The following is a 14,572-nucleotide window of genomic DNA, read 5'->3' as shown; positions in this document are numbered from 1 at the left end:
CGTCGGGCACGACACCGGGCCAACCGGAAAGATTCTGCGAAGACCGTGGGGGGCTTCACAGTGTCTGGCGGCGGTGGGCGTAGGTGGCGGCTCCGTGCTCGGCGTGGTTGACAGAGTGCGGTTCACGGGTGGGGATCCGTGAACCGCACTCTGTATTTCCGGCCATGACCTCGTTAAATGTCCGCCCTTCAACAGGAATTAAGCGCTCGCACACCTGGGGCGTGTAGCGCGTTGCCTCCGGGGCAAACGCTTACTTCCTCCCGGAGGGTCCGTGAAGGCAAAAGGGGCAGCACCCCCGCACAGGGTTGCTGCCCCTTCTTGGTGTTCCGGAGCCGCCGCCGGATCGGTGGTGAGGGTCGGGGACCCGACGGCGGCTCCGGGGCTCTAGCGCGAGTCGCTGCCCTTCGACTCGGCGGCCGCGCGGCCCGCTTCGAGGCGGGCGACGGGGATGCGGAACGGCGAGCAGGACACGTAGTCCAGGCCCACCTCGTGGAAGAAGTGCACCGACTCGGGGTCGCCGCCGTGCTCGCCGCAGACGCCGAGCTTCAGGTCGGGGCGGGTGGCCCGGCCGGCCTCGACGGCGGAGCGTACGAGCGAGCCGACGCCGTCCTTGTCGATGGTCTCGAACGGCGAGACCCCGAAGATGCCCTTCTCCAGGTATGCGGTGAAGAAGCTGGCCTCGACGTCGTCGCGGGAGAAGCCCCAGACGGTCTGCGTGAGGTCGTTGGTGCCGAAGCTGAAGAACTGGGCGGCTTCCGCGATCTGACCGGCCGTCAGGGCGGCGCGGGGCAGTTCGATCATGGTGCCGATGGTCAGCTTGAGCTCGGTGCCGGTGGCGGCCTCGACCTCGGCGATGACGGCGTCGGCCTCCTCGCGGACGATCTCCAGCTCCTGGACGGTACCGACCAGCGGGATCATGATCTCGGCGCGGGGGTCGCCCTTGGCGTTCTTGCGTTCGGCGGCCGCCTCGGCGATCGCCCGTACCTGCATGGCGAACAGGCCGGGGATGACCAGGCCGAGGCGTACGCCGCGCAGGCCCAGCATCGGGTTCTGCTCGTGCAGCTTGTGCACGGCCTGGAGCAGGCGCAGGTCGTTCTCGTTGGCGTCCTTGCGGGACTCGGCGAGTGCGACGCGGACCGACAACTCCGTGATGTCGGGCAGGAATTCGTGCAGCGGCGGGTCCAACAGGCGCACGGTGACCGGGAGTCCGTCCATCGCCTCGAAGAGCTCGACGAAGTCCTTCTTCTGCAGCGGCAGCAGGGCACGGAGTGCCCCTTCGCGCTCGTCGTCGGTGTCCGCGAGGATGAGCCGCTCGACCATTTCGCGGCGCTCGCCGAGGAACATGTGCTCGGTGCGGCACAGGCCGATGCCCTGGGCGCCGAAGCGGCGGGCCCGCAGGGCGTCCTCGGCGTTGTCGGCGTTCGCCCGCACCCGCAGCCGGCGCACCCGATCCGCGTACGCCATGACGCGGTGCACGGCGCCGACCAGCTCGTCGGCGTCGTCGGCGCCGGCGTGCATGCGGCCCTCGAAGTACTCGACGACCGGGGACGGCACGACCGGGACCTCACCGAGGTAGACCTTGCCGGTGGAGCCGTCGATGGAGACGACGTCGCCCTCTTCGATGACGGTGCCGGCCGACGTGGTCATGCGGCGGCGCTTGGTGTCGACCTCCAGCTCCTCGGCGCCGCAGACACAGGTCTTGCCCATGCCGCGGGCGACGACGGCCGCGTGCGAGGTCTTGCCGCCGCGCGAGGTCAGGATGCCCTCGGAGGCGATCATGCCGTCCAGGTCGTCGGGGTTGGTCTCGCGGCGGATCAGGATGACCTTCTCGCCGGAGCGGGACCACTTGACGGCGGTGTACGAGTCGAAGACGGCCTTGCCGACCGCGGCGCCGGGCGAGGCGGCGATGCCCCGGCCGATCAGGTCGCTCTTGGCGGCGTCGTCGAAGCGCGGGAACATCAGCTGGGCGAGCTGGGCGCCGTTGACGCGCTGGAGCGCCTCGGCCTCGTCGATGAGGCCCTGGTCCACGAGCTGGGTGGCGATGCGGAAGGCGGCGCCCGCGGTGCGCTTGCCGACGCGGGTCTGCAGCATCCACAGCTGGCCGCGCTCGATGGTGAACTCGATGTCGCAGAGATCCTTGTAGTGGGTCTCCAGGGTCTCCATGATCTGCATGAGCTGGTCGTAGGACTTCTTGTCGATCCCCTCCAGCTCGGCCAGGGCCACGGTGTTGCGGATGCCCGCGACGACGTCCTCGCCCTGCGCGTTCTGCAGGTAGTCGCCGTACACGCCCTGGTGTCCGGAGGCCGGGTCGCGGGTGAAGGCGACGCCGGTGCCGGAGTCGGGGCCGAGGTTGCCGAAGACCATCGAGCAGATGTTGACCGCGGTGCCGAGGTCGCCGGGGATGCGCTCCTGGCGGCGGTAGAGCTTGGCGCGGTCGGTGTTCCACGACTCGAAGACCGAGCGGATCGCGAGGTCCATCTGCTCGCGCGGGTCCTGCGGGAAGTCGCGCCCGGCCTCGGTCTTGACGATCTTCTTGAACTGCTTGACCAGCTTCTTCAGGTCGGCCGCGTCGAGGTCGGTGTCGACGGTGACCTTCTTGGCCGCCTTGGCGTCCTCCAGTGCCTCCTCGAAGAGCTCACCGTCCACGCCGAGCACGGTCTTGCCGAACATCTGGATCAGGCGGCGGTAGGAGTCCCAGGCGAAGCGCTCGTCGCCGGCCTGGACGGCGAGGCCGGCCACCGACTCGTCGGAGAGCCCGATGTTGAGGACGGTGTCCATCATGCCGGGCATCGAGAACTTGGCGCCGGAGCGGACGGAGACGAGCAGCGGGTCGTCGGCCTGGCCGAGCTTCTTGCCCATCGTCTGCTGGAGGGCGTCGAGGTGCGCGCTGACCTCGTCCCGCAGCTCGGCCGGCTCGTCGCCGCTGTCGAGGTAGACCTTGCACGCCTCGGTGGTGATCGTGAACCCGGGAGGGACCGGGAGACCGAGGTTGGTCATCTCGGCGAGGTTCGCGCCCTTTCCGCCGAGGAGGTCCTTGAGGTCCCTGTTCCCCTCGGTGAAGTCGTAGACGAACTTCTGGGTGTGCTGGAGGTCTTTGTCTTCCGACACGGGTCTCGACTCCTCGAATCCGCGGTGGCTGCCCTGACGGCGAGGAACATACCCAGATCGAAGGTGTCTGGGTACGTCTACTTGCGCGTCACGGGGTCGTAACCACTCGTCCGCCACCAGATCGAAAGTGACTGGCGCGTAACGAACGGCCCCACCCTGCCTTCATCACTTGAACGGAGTAGGTCAAGAAAGGGTTTGGATCTTCTCATGTGAGCGGCTGCTTCTTCAGGTGAGTTCACTACTTGAACGCGAAAGGGGTGGCACTCAGTGCCACCCCTTTCAAAGATGCAGCCACCCGAAAATCGCTCATCTGAGCGCAACCCCTATCAGGGGTGGCGAGAATCACGCGCTCGATCGAGCGGGATTCCAGCCTTCGGACGCCTTTTTGGACGGCTGCGGGTCGGTCCGCGACGACGCCGATCAGCCGCCCGAGGTGTCCAGCTCGGCTTCCATGCTGATGCCCGAGCAGTCGTACGGGTCCTTCAGCCAGCCGTCGGGCAGGACGACCCGGTTGTTTCCGGACGTTCTGCCGCGCGGGCCGTCCGCGCCGTCCGGCCACGACTGGTCCAGGTCGAGCTCGCTCAACTGAGCACCCAGTTCGGCCAAGGAGGAGGTGACCGCCAGGCTCTTGCGCATCTCGGAGCCGACCGCGAAACCCTTCAGGTACCAGGCGACGTGCTTGCGGAAGTCGATCACACCGCGGGTCTCGTCGCCGATCCACTCACCCAGCAGCGTCGCGTGCCGCAGCATCACCTCGGAGACCGTGCGCAGCGTGGGGCGCGCGAAGGAGTCGGTGCCCTCGAAGGCGGCCACCAGGTCGCCGAAGAGCCAGGGCCGCCCGAGGCAGCCGCGGCCGACCACGACGCCGTCGCAGCCGGTCTGCTTGACCATGCGCAGCGCGTCCTCGGCGGACCAGATGTCGCCGTTGCCGAGCACCGGGATCTCCGGGACGTGGTCCTTGAGGCGGGCGATGGCGTCCCAGTCGGCGGTGCCGCCGTAGTGCTGGGCGGCGGTGCGGCCGTGCAGGGCGATGGCGGTGACGCCCTCCTCGACGGCGATGCGGCCGGCGTCGAGGAAGGTGATGTGGTCGTCGTCGATGCCCTTGCGCATCTTCATGGTGACGGGCAGGTCCCCGGCGCCCGTGACGGCCTCGCGCAGGATCGCGCGCAGCAGCGGCCGCTTGTAGGGCAGGGCCGAGCCACCGCCCTTGCGGGTCACCTTGGGCACCGGGCAGCCGAAGTTGAGGTCGATGTGGTCGGCCAGGTCCTCGGCGACGATCATGCGGACGGCCTTGCCGACGGTGACCGGGTCCACTCCGTAGAGCTGGATCGAGCGCGGGGTCTCGGTCTCGTCGAAGTGGATGAGCTGCATGGTCTTCTCGTTGCGCTCGACCAGCGCCCGCGTCGTGATCATCTCGCTGACGAACAGGCCCTTGCCGCCGCTGAACTCGCGGCACAGGGTGCGGAACGGAGCGTTGGTGATGCCGGCCATGGGTGCGAGCACCACGGGCGGCTGCACGGTGTGCGGGCCGATGGAGAGCGTGGTCATCTGTTCATTGTCGCGCATGCGGGCCGTGGCCCGTCCGGGGCTGTGGACAACGCGGGCGCGAGACCCGGTAGCGCCGGTACCGGGACCGTCGCCACCCGGGTCGCACGGACCGGGGGTCATTAGTTAGGCGTACTATCGAAGCCATGTCCGAGCCCACCCACCGCCGACGGATGCTCATCCTGGCGATCTGCTGCATGAGCCTGCTGATCGTCAGCCTCGACAACACCGTCCTCAATGTCGCCCTCCCCTCCATGCAGAAGGAGCTGCACGCCGACGTCTCCGGCATGCAGTGGACGATCGACGCCTACACCCTGGTCCTCGCCTCGCTCCTGATGCTGTCGGGCTCGACCGCCGACCGGATAGGGCGCCGCCGGGTCTTCAAGGCGGGCCTGATCCTGTTCACCATCGGCTCGGTGCTCTGCTCGCTCGCCCCCAACCTGGAGTCCCTGGTGGCCTTCCGGATGGTGCAGGCGGTCGGCGGCTCGATGCTCAACCCCGTCGCGATGTCGATCATCACCAACACGTTCACCGACCCGCGCGAACGCGCCCGTGCCATCGGCGTCTGGGGCGGCGTCGTCGGCATCTCCATGGCCGCGGGCCCCATCGTCGGCGGCGTCCTCGTCGAGACGGTCGGCTGGCGCTCGATCTTCTGGCTCAACCTGCCCGTCGGGCTGCTCGCCCTCTTCCTGACCTGGCGCTACATCCCCGAGTCCCGCGCCCCCAAGCCGCGCCGCCCCGACCCGGTGGGCCAGCTCCTGATCATCGCGCTGCTCGGTTCACTGACGTACGCGATCATCGAGGTGCCCAGCGCCGGGTGGGCCTCGCCGCAGATCCTCGGCTTCGGCGCGCTCGCCCTCGCCTCGCTCGCCGCCCTCCTGGTGTACGAGCCCCGGCGTGCCGAACCCCTCATCGACCTGCGGTTCTTCCGCAGCGTGCCGTTCAGCGGCGCCACCGTCATCGCGGTCTCCGCGTTCGCCGCGCTCAGCGGGTTCCTCTTCCTCAACACCTTGTACCTGCAGAACGCGCGGGGCCTGAGCGCCCTGAACGCCGGGCTCTACATGCTGCCGATGGCCGCGCTCACCTTCGTGTGCGCGCCGCTGTCGGGCCGCCTCGTCGGCAGCCGGGGGCCGCGCCTGTCGCTGCTCGTCGCCGGGGTCGCGATGGCCGCGAGCGGGCTCCTGTTCGCGGTGTTCGACGCCGAGCGCACCACGGCGCTGCTGTTCACCGGGTACGTCCTGTTCGGCCTCGGCTTCGGCATGGTGAACGCGCCCATCACCAACACCGCGGTCTCCGGAATGCCCCGCTCCCAGGCGGGGGTGGCCGCCGCGGTCGCCTCCACCAGCCGGCAGATCGGCCAGACCCTCGGGGTCGCGGTGATCGGCGCGGTCCTCGCGGGCGGCATGGCGGGCGTGGCTCCCGGTGCGTACGCCGACAGCTTCCCCGGGGCCGCCCGGCCGGCCTGGTGGATCATCGCGGGCTGCGGTCTGAGCGTGCTGTGCGTGGGGCTCGCCACCAGCGGGCGCCGGGCGCGCGAGTCGGCGCGGCGGACCGCGGAGCGCCTGGAGGCGCCCGCCGTCCACACCCCGGCGGACGCCAACGCCTGACCCCCGGGGCCCGGCGGACACCGACAGTCGCCCGCGGTCCGGTGTCCGCCTCCGCCCGGTCCTCAGGACCGGGCGGACGCCAGCGCCTGGCCGGACTCCGTGAGCGCCTGCAACCGCTCCAGGCGCCGGCGGGTCTCCTCGTCGGCCGGTACGTACATGACCAGACGCGGGCCCGCCGCGGGGCCGAGCCACAGATTGGTGTGCTCGACGCGCAACAGGCCGACGTGCGCGTTGTCCAGGTACTTCGTCTTGCCGCCCTGCTTGACCACCTCGTGCCGGGCCCACACCTCGCGGAACTCCGCGGACGCGCCCTCCAGACGGGTGAGCAGCGCCTTCCAGGCCGGCTCGGTGAGGTGCTCGGCCATCGAGGCGCGGAACTTGGCGGCCATCATCCGGTTCATCTCGGCGGAGTCCACCACCGAGGCCCGCCAGTCGGGGTGGGTGAAGGCCAGCCACAGGGAGTTGCGGTCCTCCGGCGCGAGGGCGTCGAGGTCGCAGTGCAGTCGCCCGTACGTGGGGTTGTAGGCGAGGAGGTCGTAGCGGCTGTTCTGGATGCAGGCCGGGATCGGACCGAGCTGGTCGAGCATCGCGCGCAGCGCCGGGGTGATGCTCGGGCAGGTCGCGTTCGGCGCCGGATCGAGGGCGGCGGCCAGCGCGAAGAGGTGGCTGCGCTCGCTCGGGTCGAGCAGCAGGGCGCGCGCCAGGGCGTCCAGGACCTGCGGGGAGACCTGGATGTCGCGGGCCTGTTCCAGCCAGGTGTACCAGGTGACTCCGACGGCGGAGAGCTGGGCGACCTCCTCGCGGCGCAGGCCCGGGGTGCGCCGGCGCCGGCCCGGGGGCAGCCCGACCTGTTCGGGGGTGATGCGTTCGCGGCGGCTGCGCAGGAATTCGGCCAGCTCATGACGGCGGACATCGCTCGCCGGTGCCACAGTGCTCATGGCTTCAGGGTGCCGTACGGGCCGATGCTTGTCAGCCAGTTGCCGGGTAGTAGTTGTACCAGGATAAGAAGACTCTGGTACCAGGCTAAAAACGGGAGGATCGTCTTCTCCGTGAGCGAAACAACGGTACGGACGACCTCCACCCCTTCCCCCACTTCCTCCTCTTCCCCCACTGTCCCGGTCACCCACCACGGGGCGGTGATCGGGCCGCTCGGGCTGTTCACGGTGCTGCTCGGCGCGGCACTCCCCCTGATCGACTTCTTCATCGTCAACGTCGCCCTGCCGTCCATGGACAGCGACCTCGCCGCGGGCCCGGCCCTGCTGGAACTCGTCGTCGCCGGATACGGCGTCGCCTACGCCGTGCTGCTCGTGCTCGGCGGCCGCCTCGGCGACATGGCCGGACGACGCAGGCTCTTCCTGACCGGCATGGCCGCTTTCGGCCTCACCTCGCTCGCCTGCGGCCTCGCACCCACCGCCTGGACCCTGGTCGGCGCACGCGTGGCACAGGGTGCCGCGGCCGCGCTGATGATGCCCCAGGTCCTCGCCACCATCCAGGCCACCACCCAGGGCCCGCGCCGCGCCAAGGCGATGAGCCTGTACGGGGCCACCGCCGGCCTGTCCATGGTCGCCGGGCAGATCCTCGGCGGCGTCCTGGTCGCGGCGGACGTGGCCGGGTCCGGCTGGCGCTCGGTGTTCCTGGTGAACGTGCCGGTCGTCGTCGTGGGTCTGCTCCTCGCGGCCCGCGCGATGCCGGAGACCCGCTCGGACCGGCCGGCCGGCATCGACGTGGCGGGCACCCTGCTCCTGGCGCTCTCGCTGGTCTCGCTGCTGCTTCCGCTGACCGAGGGACGGGCCGCGGGCTGGCCGCTGTGGACGTGGGTGTCGCTCGGCGTCTTTCCGTTCGCGGCCGTCGCGTTCTTCCTGGTGGAGCGGCGTGCGGACCGGCAGGGGCGGACCCCGCTGGTGCCGCCGAGCCTGCTCGACATCACGTCGCTGCGGCGCGGCCTGGCCATGGTGGTGCCGTTCTCGATCGGGTTCAGCGGCTTCATGTTCGTGGTCGCCGTGGTGCTCCAGCAGGGCCTGCGGATGGGGCCGGTCGCGGCCGGACTCGCCCTGGTGCCGATGGCGCTCGCGTTCTTCTCCGCTTCCCTCGCCGGGCCCCGGCTCATCGGCCGGTTCGGCACGCGTGTGGTGACGGCGGGCGGCGTGATCCAGGCGATCGGCATCGCCCTGCTCACCCTGACCGTGTGGCACGGCTGGTCCGGGCTCTCCGTCGCCGAACTCGCGCCGGGCGTCGCGGTCGCCGGCCTCGGCCAGGGCCTCCAACTCCCCATCCTCATGCGCCTGATGCTCTCCGACATCCCGGCCGACCGGGGCGGAGTGGGCGGCGGCGTGGTGGTCACGACCCAGCAGTCCGCGCTCGCCCTGGGCATCGCCACCCTGGGCACGCTCTTCCTGGCGCTGGCCCCCTCGGCGGGCATGCGCGACGCACTCGTGGTCACGCTGCTCGTGCAGCTCGGCCTGGTCGTGGTGACGGCACTGCTGAGCCTGCGGCTGCCGCGTGTCATGCGGTGAGCGGCTGAGTGCGCCGCACGAAACGGCGAAGGGCCCGGAACGTGTCTCACGTTCCGGGCCCTTCGCCGTCGGCCCCCGTCGGGCCGCTCCGGATCAGCTCTCGCTCGACTCCGTCACCGCGGGGTTGGCGCGCTCACGCATCTTGCGCAGCAGCTCCTCCTTCTTGTCCACGGCCGCCTTCCGGTCGGCCGCACTCCCCTGGACCGAGCCCTGGTCTCCGTTGCGGGACACCTTCTTGCGCTGTCCACCGACACCGAGCAGGTTGTTACGACTCTTAGCCATGAGGGCGACGGTACCCGGCCGGAGGGGGTGGCCCGTACCAGTTTTCTCGGCGCGGGGCGGCGCGACGCCGACGCGCGAGGCATGACAGATGACAGATATTGAAATCTGTCATCTGTCATGCCATGGTGGAGGCACACCCCCGATCCACACCCCCACCCCCGAACCCCAGGGAGCCCCCTCATGCGAACCCTCACCCTCGGCGCCAACGGCCCCCGCACCGCCGCGCTCGGCCTCGGCTGCATGGGCATGTCGGCGCTGTACGGAGAAGCCGACCGGGACGAGTCGATCGCCACCATCCACGCCGCGCTCGACGCGGGCGTCACCCTGCTCGACACGGGCGACTTCTACGCGATGGGCCACAACGAGATGCTGATCGGCGAGGCGCTGCGTTCCGCGCCCGCCGCGGCCCGCGAACAGGCGCTGACCAGCGTGAAGTTCGGTGCGCTTCGCGACCCGGACGGCGGCTGGTCCGGGTACGACGGCCGGCCCGGCGCGGTCAAGAACTTCGCGGCGTACTCGTTGCAGCGCCTGGGCGTCGACCACATCGACATCTACCGGATCGCCCGGATCGACCCGGACGTGCCCATCGAGGAGACCGTAGGCGCGATCGCCGAGCTGGTCCAGGCCGGACACGTACGGCACATCGGCCTGTCCGAGGTGGGTGCGGCCACCCTGCGCCGGGCGGCGGCGGTGGCCCCGATCTCGGACCTGCAGATCGAGTACTCGCTGATCTCGCGCGGCATCGAGGACGAGATCCTGCCGACCGCGAGCGAGCTGGGCATCGGCGTCACCGCGTACGGGGTGCTCTCGCGCGGTCTGATCAGCGGGCACTTCACGCGGGACCGGCAGTTGGCCGCGGGCGACTTCCGCGGCATGAGCCCGCGCTTCCAGGGCGAGAACCTCCAGCACAACCTGGATCTCGTGGACGCGTTGCGGAAGATCGCCGAGCAGAAGGGCGTCTCGGTCGCGCAGACCGCGATCGCCTGGGTGCTGGCGCAGGGCCCCCGGCACGGTGCGGACATCGTGCCGCTGGTCGGCGCGCGGCGCCGGGACCGGCTGGCCGAGGCGCTGGGCGCGCTCGATGTGGAGCTCACCGCGTCGGACCTGGCGGCGATCGAGGCGGCGGTGCCGGCCGGTGCGGCGGCGGGCGACCGTTACCCGCAGGCGCAGATGGCCCATCTGGACAGCGAGCACTGAGTCCCGGGCGGGGTCCTTCGCCCGGGACACGGCCTGTGGACAAGTCCGTCACCGGGGTTGTCCACAGGCCTGCCGGGCCGTTTCGAGCGGCAGGTAACGTCATGGCCATGAGTACGGAACCACTGACCGCCGAGCGCATCCTCGTGGCGACCGAGGAGGTGCTGCGCCGCCACGGCCCGGCGAAGGCCACGGTCGTCGACGTGGCGCGCCAGCTCGGGGTGAGCCACGGCAGTGTCTACCGCCATTTCCGTACGAAGGCCGCGCTGCGCGAGGCGGTGACGGAGCGGTGGCTGAACCGTTCGACGGATCTGTTGCGGGGCATCGCGGCCCGTCAGGATCTGGAGTCGGGGGTGGTGCTGCGGCTGTGGCTGAGCGAGCTGTTCCTGGCGAAGATGGCCAAGGCGGGTGATGATCCGGAGCTGTTCCAGACGTATGAGGTGCTGCTCCGGGAGAACAGCCGGGTCGTGGAGGAGCACATCGGTGAGCTGGTGGGCCAGCTCACGGCGATCATTCAACTGGGTGTGGAGCGGGGCGAGTTCAGGATTTCCGATACGCCGGGCAGCGCGGCGCGCGCGGTGTTCGACGCGACGGGCCGTTTCCATGATCCGGTGTATGCGGCGGAGTGGTCGCGTCCGTCGATCCGGGACGATTTCGGCGCGGTGGCGGATCTGATCCTGAACGGGCTGAGGCGCTAGGGCCCGTTCGATGATCCCGGCGTGCCGCCGCGGTTGTCGGCCGGGGTCAGCGGCCGGGGTAGCCGGGGTAGCCGACGTTCACCGAGCCGGAGCCGGTGGTCGCGTCGATGACGCGGTCGGAGGTGCCGTCGACCAGTTCGTCCTGGATGCCGCGGCCGCCCGATCCGGAGTGTCCGGTCACCCGGTAGCGGGCGTCCCGGGGCACGGTGATGTCGACGCTGCCGGACCCGGTCCGCGCCTTGACGTGCTGGGGCGCGGTGGCGAAGTCGGCTTCGACGGTGCCGGATCCGGCCTCCAACGAGGCTTCGGGGGAGGCGAGTTGGAGGGCCTGGAGTTCGCCGGAGCCGACCGTGGCCTTGACCGGGCCCTTGAGTCCGTACAGTTTCATGCCGCCGGAACCGCCGTGGAGGTCGACCGGTCCGGCCAGGTCGTGGACCTTGATCTCGCCGGATCCGCCGTGCACCGTGAGGCTGACCCCAGCGGGGACGGCGAGCGAGAGGTCGACCTGGCAGTTCTGGAGGTACCGGTCCACGAAGCCGACGCAGCGGGTCTTCACCTTGAGGGTGTCGCCGTCCCAGGTCTGCTCGACGACGGGCCGCTTCATCGTCCAGCTGAGGCTGCCGTTCATGGTGACGTGTCCGGCGGGGCCGCTGGTGACGGTGATCCGGGAGACTCCGGCGTCCACTTCGACGGCACTGACGGGGTGGGCGCGGCCGTTGTCGGGGCTCGCGTACGAGCTCGTGCGGCTGACGGCATCGGTCATCGCGTAGAAGGCGCAGGGCGCCACGACGCCCAGGGCGCCGATGATCGCCACGGCGATCCAGGCGCCGCGGCGGCGCGGCCGCTTCCTCGCCTCTTGGGTCTCCCCCGCCCCGTCCGCGTCGCGCGGCGGCCGCGGCTGCGCGGACCGGCTCGTGTCGTGCTGCCCGGCGGTGGTGTGCTGCGCGGTGGCGTCCTGCCCGGTGGCGGTGTCGTGGCGCCCGGTAGTGGTCACGCGGGGCCGCCGTTCAGGAAGCGCAGGACCGCGAGGACGCGGCGGTGGTCGCCGTCGGCGACGGGCAGGTCGAGTTTGGCGAAGATGTTGTTGATGTGTTTGGCCACCGCGCTTTCGCTGACGACGAGTTCGGCGGCGATCCCCGCATTCGAGCGGCCTTCTGCCATGAGCGCGAGGACTTCGCGTTCGCGCGGGGTGAGGCGTTCGAGCGGGTCGGGTCCGCCGCCTCGGCGCAGCAGCAGCTGGGCGACGACCTGCGGGTCGAGGGCGGTGCCTCCGGCGGCGACGCGTTTGAGGGCGTCGACGAACTCCTCGACGTCGGCGACGCGTTGCTTGAGGAGGTAGCCGATGCCGCCGGTCTGGGTGGCGAGCAGGTCGGCGGCGTAGCGCTCCTCTACGTACTGGGAGAGGAGCAGGACGGCCGTGTCCGGCCATTGCTGACGGATCATCAGCGCCGCGCGCACGCCTTCGTCGGTGAATCCGGGGGGCATCCGGACGTCGACGAGGGCGAGCCCGGGCCGGTGTTCCTCGACGGCCCGCAGCAGGCCTTCGGCGTCCTCGGTCTCGGCGGCGACGTCGAAGCCGGCCATTTCGAGGACTTTGACGAGTCCTATCCGCAGCAGTACCGAATCCTCGGCGATCACAGCCCGCACGGCAGCTCCACAGTGATGACGGTCGGGCCCCCGTGGGGGCTGTTGATCCTGATGGTTCCGTCGACCGACCCTACGCGCTTGCGCAGGCCGAGCAGTCCGGTGCCGCCGGCCGGGTCGGCGCCGCCCACGCCGTTGTCGCCGACGGTGATCGTCAGGAGCTGGGCGCGGCGGCGGACCTGGACGGAACAGCGGGTGGCGCGGGCGTGTTTGGCGACGTTGGCGAGGGTTTCGGAGACGACGAAGTAGGCGACGGCCTCGACCGTGGGGGCGGGGCGCTCGGGGAGGTCGACGGTGAGTGCGACGGGGAAGGGGGCGCGGGCGGCGATGCCGGAGATCGCGGCGTCCAGGCCGCGGTCCTCCAGGACAGCGGGGTGCAGTCCGCGTACGAGGTTGCTGAGTTCCTCGATGGCTTCCTTGGCTTCGCGGTGGGCCTCGTCGATGACGGCCCGGGCTTCGGGCGGCAGGTCGGTGAGGGTGGCGCGGGCGATGCCGAGGTTCATGGCGAGGGAGACGAGGCGTTGTTGGGCGCCGTCGTGGAGGTCGCGTTCGATGCGGCGGCGTTCCAGGTCGGCGGCGTCGAGGATGTCGGCGCGGCTCTCGGCGAGGTCCTCGACGCGGCGTTCGAGTTCCTTGGCCCGGTTGGGGCCGAGCAGGACGGTGGCGGCCCGGTTGTCGAAGTGGGCGATGAGGGCCGCGATCCAGGGTGTCGCGATGAGCAGGACGACGCCGAGGACGGTGAAGGCGGTGTACTGCTCCGTCCAGCCGGGCGGCCGGTAGTTCTCGGGCAGTGCCCACACCCAGGAGTAGACGAGGGCGCAGCCGGCGCCGGCGGCCCAGCCGAGGACGACGAGGGCGCCGCCGAGTGCGGTGAGCGGGGAGACGAGCAGGTGGTAGCCGTACTGCCGCCAGGTCGACTCGGCGCGCAGCCGGGGCAGGATTCCGTGCGGGTGGTACCAGCGGTGGGCCCAGGGGATCTTCGGGATGTCGAGCCCGGCCAGCGACCAGAGGCGGCTGCGCTGGAGGAGGGTGAGCAGTGGGCGCAGCAGGAGGACGCATCCGAGGGTCTTGAGGAGGTGCCCGGGGTCGGAGAACGTGTAGGCGAGGGCGAGCATCGCGGGGACCGCCACGGGTATGGACGCGGCCACGAGTGCGGTGTTGCGCCAGGCCCACGCCGACCACGGCGCGTGCGCGGCGCTCCAGTGGTACGCGCGCCGCAGCGGGCCGGGAGTTGCCATGCGGACAGGGTAGTTGGGCTGGTCAGGGCGTTGCCATCATGGTGGCGCCCGGTCGGGGGTATAGCTGGCACCACCTCGGGTTCGGACAGCCGCGTTACTGACCTGGGCGGCTCGGCGGGCGAGGGTGGTCCTGTGCTCGGGCGGAGGGTCCGCCGGGCTGGAGAAGGAGCCCGCCGCCATGACTCTCGTCGCCCCTCAGATCCGTACGAGCCGTTCGCCCCGTGCCGTCGCCGGGGTCGCGGGGGCGCTGCGCCGTCCGCGTCTGGCGACGGTCCTGACGGGGGCCGGTCTTGCGCTGGTGCCGTGGATGGTGGTGCTGGCCAGGACGCTTCCGCAGACGACGCAGGTGTCCAACTGGTCGACGGCGTGGGTGGGTCTGGACGCGCTGCTCGCGGTGGGTCTGACCGGTACGGGGGTGCTGTTGCGGCGGAACGATCCGCGCGCCGCGCAGGTGGCCGCGGCGACGGCGGCGGTGCTGCTGGTCGACGCGTGGTTCGACGTGACAACTGCCGCGCCGGGTAAGGAACTTGCCACGGCCCTGACCCTGGCCCTGACGGCGGAGCTGCCGATGGCGGTGACCTGTGCGGTGGTTGCGCTGCGGAAGCCCTGATGGCCTTGCCGGCCAAGGGCGAAGCCCCGGGTCCTGGTGGATCCCGGGGCTTCGCCGTTGCGCTGGGGGCGCGGGGAGGTGCGCGACCGGTCACGCATGGCCCGCGGCCGCGGTGCGGGGGTGGGGGGGGGGG

The 14,572-nt window shown here is 70.8% G+C and carries 12 protein-coding genes; 5 read left to right on the top strand and 7 right to left on the bottom strand.

What is annotated here, in order from left to right:
* Positions 1-384: 384 nt before the first annotated feature.
* Positions 385-3,108 carry a pyruvate, phosphate dikinase gene (ppdK, locus tag IE267_RS04025; RefSeq protein WP_189762192.1) on the bottom strand — a complete coding sequence of 908 codons (2,724 nt, stop codon included), beginning with the start codon at positions 3,106-3,108 and terminating at the stop codon, positions 385-387.
* A 420-nt stretch (positions 3,109-3,528) separates the two neighbouring features.
* Positions 3,529-4,674, bottom strand: a complete 1,146-nt coding sequence (gene dusB, locus IE267_RS04020; RefSeq protein WP_161247917.1) for a tRNA dihydrouridine synthase DusB — start codon at positions 4,672-4,674, stop codon at positions 3,529-3,531.
* Between the two features lie 125 nt (positions 4,675-4,799).
* On the opposite strand from dusB, the gene IE267_RS04015 reads away from it, so the two are divergent.
* Entirely contained in the window at positions 4,800-6,260 is a 1,461-nt protein-coding gene (locus tag IE267_RS04015) for an MFS transporter (RefSeq protein ID WP_189762191.1), read from the top strand.
* 62 nt (positions 6,261-6,322) lie between these two features.
* Here IE267_RS04015 and IE267_RS04010 read toward each other — a convergent pair whose 3' ends face one another.
* Positions 6,323-7,198 (bottom strand): MmyB family transcriptional regulator, encoded by an 876-nt coding sequence (locus IE267_RS04010; RefSeq protein WP_161247919.1) that lies wholly within the window; start codon positions 7,196-7,198, stop codon positions 6,323-6,325.
* Between the two features lie 111 nt (positions 7,199-7,309).
* Here IE267_RS04010 and IE267_RS04005 point away from each other — a divergent pair, with 111 nt between their 5' ends.
* Entirely contained in the window at positions 7,310-8,773 is a 1,464-nt protein-coding gene (locus IE267_RS04005; protein ID WP_229860682.1) for an MFS transporter, read from the top strand.
* 93 nt (positions 8,774-8,866) lie between these two features.
* On the opposite strand, the gene IE267_RS04000 is transcribed toward IE267_RS04005, so the two are convergent.
* Positions 8,867-9,055 carry a DUF6243 family protein gene (locus IE267_RS04000; protein ID WP_161247923.1) on the bottom strand — a complete coding sequence of 63 codons (189 nt, stop codon included), beginning with the start codon at positions 9,053-9,055 and terminating at the stop codon, positions 8,867-8,869.
* Between the two features lie 180 nt (positions 9,056-9,235).
* On the opposite strand from IE267_RS04000, the gene IE267_RS03995 reads away from it, so the two are divergent.
* Together IE267_RS03995 and IE267_RS03990 are read left to right on the top strand one after the other, a co-directional pair.
* Positions 9,236-10,252 carry an aldo/keto reductase gene (locus tag IE267_RS03995; RefSeq protein WP_189762189.1) on the top strand — a complete coding sequence of 339 codons (1,017 nt, stop codon included), beginning with the start codon at positions 9,236-9,238 and terminating at the stop codon, positions 10,250-10,252.
* Between the two features lie 101 nt (positions 10,253-10,353).
* On the top strand, positions 10,354-10,947 hold the full coding sequence (locus IE267_RS03990) for a TetR/AcrR family transcriptional regulator (protein ID WP_161255382.1): 594 nt from the start codon (positions 10,354-10,356) through the stop codon (positions 10,945-10,947).
* A gap of 46 nt (positions 10,948-10,993) precedes the next feature.
* Here IE267_RS03990 and IE267_RS03985 read toward each other — a convergent pair whose 3' ends face one another.
* From IE267_RS03985 to IE267_RS03975, 3 genes are read right to left on the bottom strand one after another with little or no spacing between them, the layout of a single operon-like run.
* Positions 10,994-11,941: a DUF4097 family beta strand repeat-containing protein gene (locus IE267_RS03985; protein ID WP_189762188.1), complete on the bottom strand. Its 948-nt coding sequence runs from the start codon at positions 11,939-11,941 to the stop codon at positions 10,994-10,996.
* Positions 11,938-12,594 carry a response regulator gene (locus IE267_RS03980; RefSeq protein WP_229860681.1) on the bottom strand — a complete coding sequence of 219 codons (657 nt, stop codon included), beginning with the start codon at positions 12,592-12,594 and terminating at the stop codon, positions 11,938-11,940. Before IE267_RS03980 ends, IE267_RS03985 begins: the two co-directional genes overlap by 4 nt.
* On the bottom strand, positions 12,582-13,829 hold the full coding sequence (locus IE267_RS03975) for a sensor histidine kinase (RefSeq protein WP_167153377.1): 1,248 nt from the start codon (positions 13,827-13,829) through the stop codon (positions 12,582-12,584). Before IE267_RS03975 ends, IE267_RS03980 begins: the two co-directional genes overlap by 13 nt.
* Before the next feature lie 178 nt (positions 13,830-14,007).
* Between IE267_RS03975 and IE267_RS03970 the strand changes: the two genes are divergently transcribed.
* Positions 14,008-14,439, top strand: a complete 432-nt coding sequence (locus IE267_RS03970) for a hypothetical protein (protein ID WP_189762187.1) — start codon at positions 14,008-14,010, stop codon at positions 14,437-14,439.
* Positions 14,440-14,572 lie beyond the last annotated feature (133 nt).

The organism is Streptomyces xanthochromogenes (assembly GCF_014650455.1).
Lineage (GTDB): Bacteria > Actinomycetota > Actinomycetes > Streptomycetales > Streptomycetaceae > Streptomyces > Streptomyces xanthochromogenes.
The sequence above is the reverse complement of the archived record's forward strand: the minus strand, read 5'-3'. Positions and strand labels throughout refer to the sequence as shown.

Bases quoted from the DNA above. Each gene is read 5' to 3' on its own strand.
- dusB (WP_161247917.1), bottom strand. From the start codon at position 4,674: ATGCGCGACAATGAACAGATGACCACGCTCTCCATCGGCCCGCACACC.
- IE267_RS04015 (WP_189762191.1), top strand. From the start codon at position 4,800: ATGTCCGAGCCCACCCACCGCCGACGGATGCTCATCCTGGCGATCTGC.
- IE267_RS04010 (WP_161247919.1), bottom strand. From the start codon at position 7,198: ATGAGCACTGTGGCACCGGCGAGCGATGTCCGCCGTCATGAGCTGGCC.
- IE267_RS04000 (WP_161247923.1), bottom strand. From the start codon at position 9,055: ATGGCTAAGAGTCGTAACAACCTGCTCGGTGTCGGTGGACAGCGCAAG.
- IE267_RS03995 (WP_189762189.1), top strand. From the start codon at position 9,236: ATGCGAACCCTCACCCTCGGCGCCAACGGCCCCCGCACCGCCGCGCTC.
- IE267_RS03990 (WP_161255382.1), top strand. From the start codon at position 10,354: ATGGCCATGAGTACGGAACCACTGACCGCCGAGCGCATCCTCGTGGCG.
- IE267_RS03975 (WP_167153377.1), bottom strand. From the start codon at position 13,829: ATGGCAACTCCCGGCCCGCTGCGGCGCGCGTACCACTGGAGCGCCGCG.
- IE267_RS03970 (WP_189762187.1), top strand. From the start codon at position 14,008: ATGACTCTCGTCGCCCCTCAGATCCGTACGAGCCGTTCGCCCCGTGCC.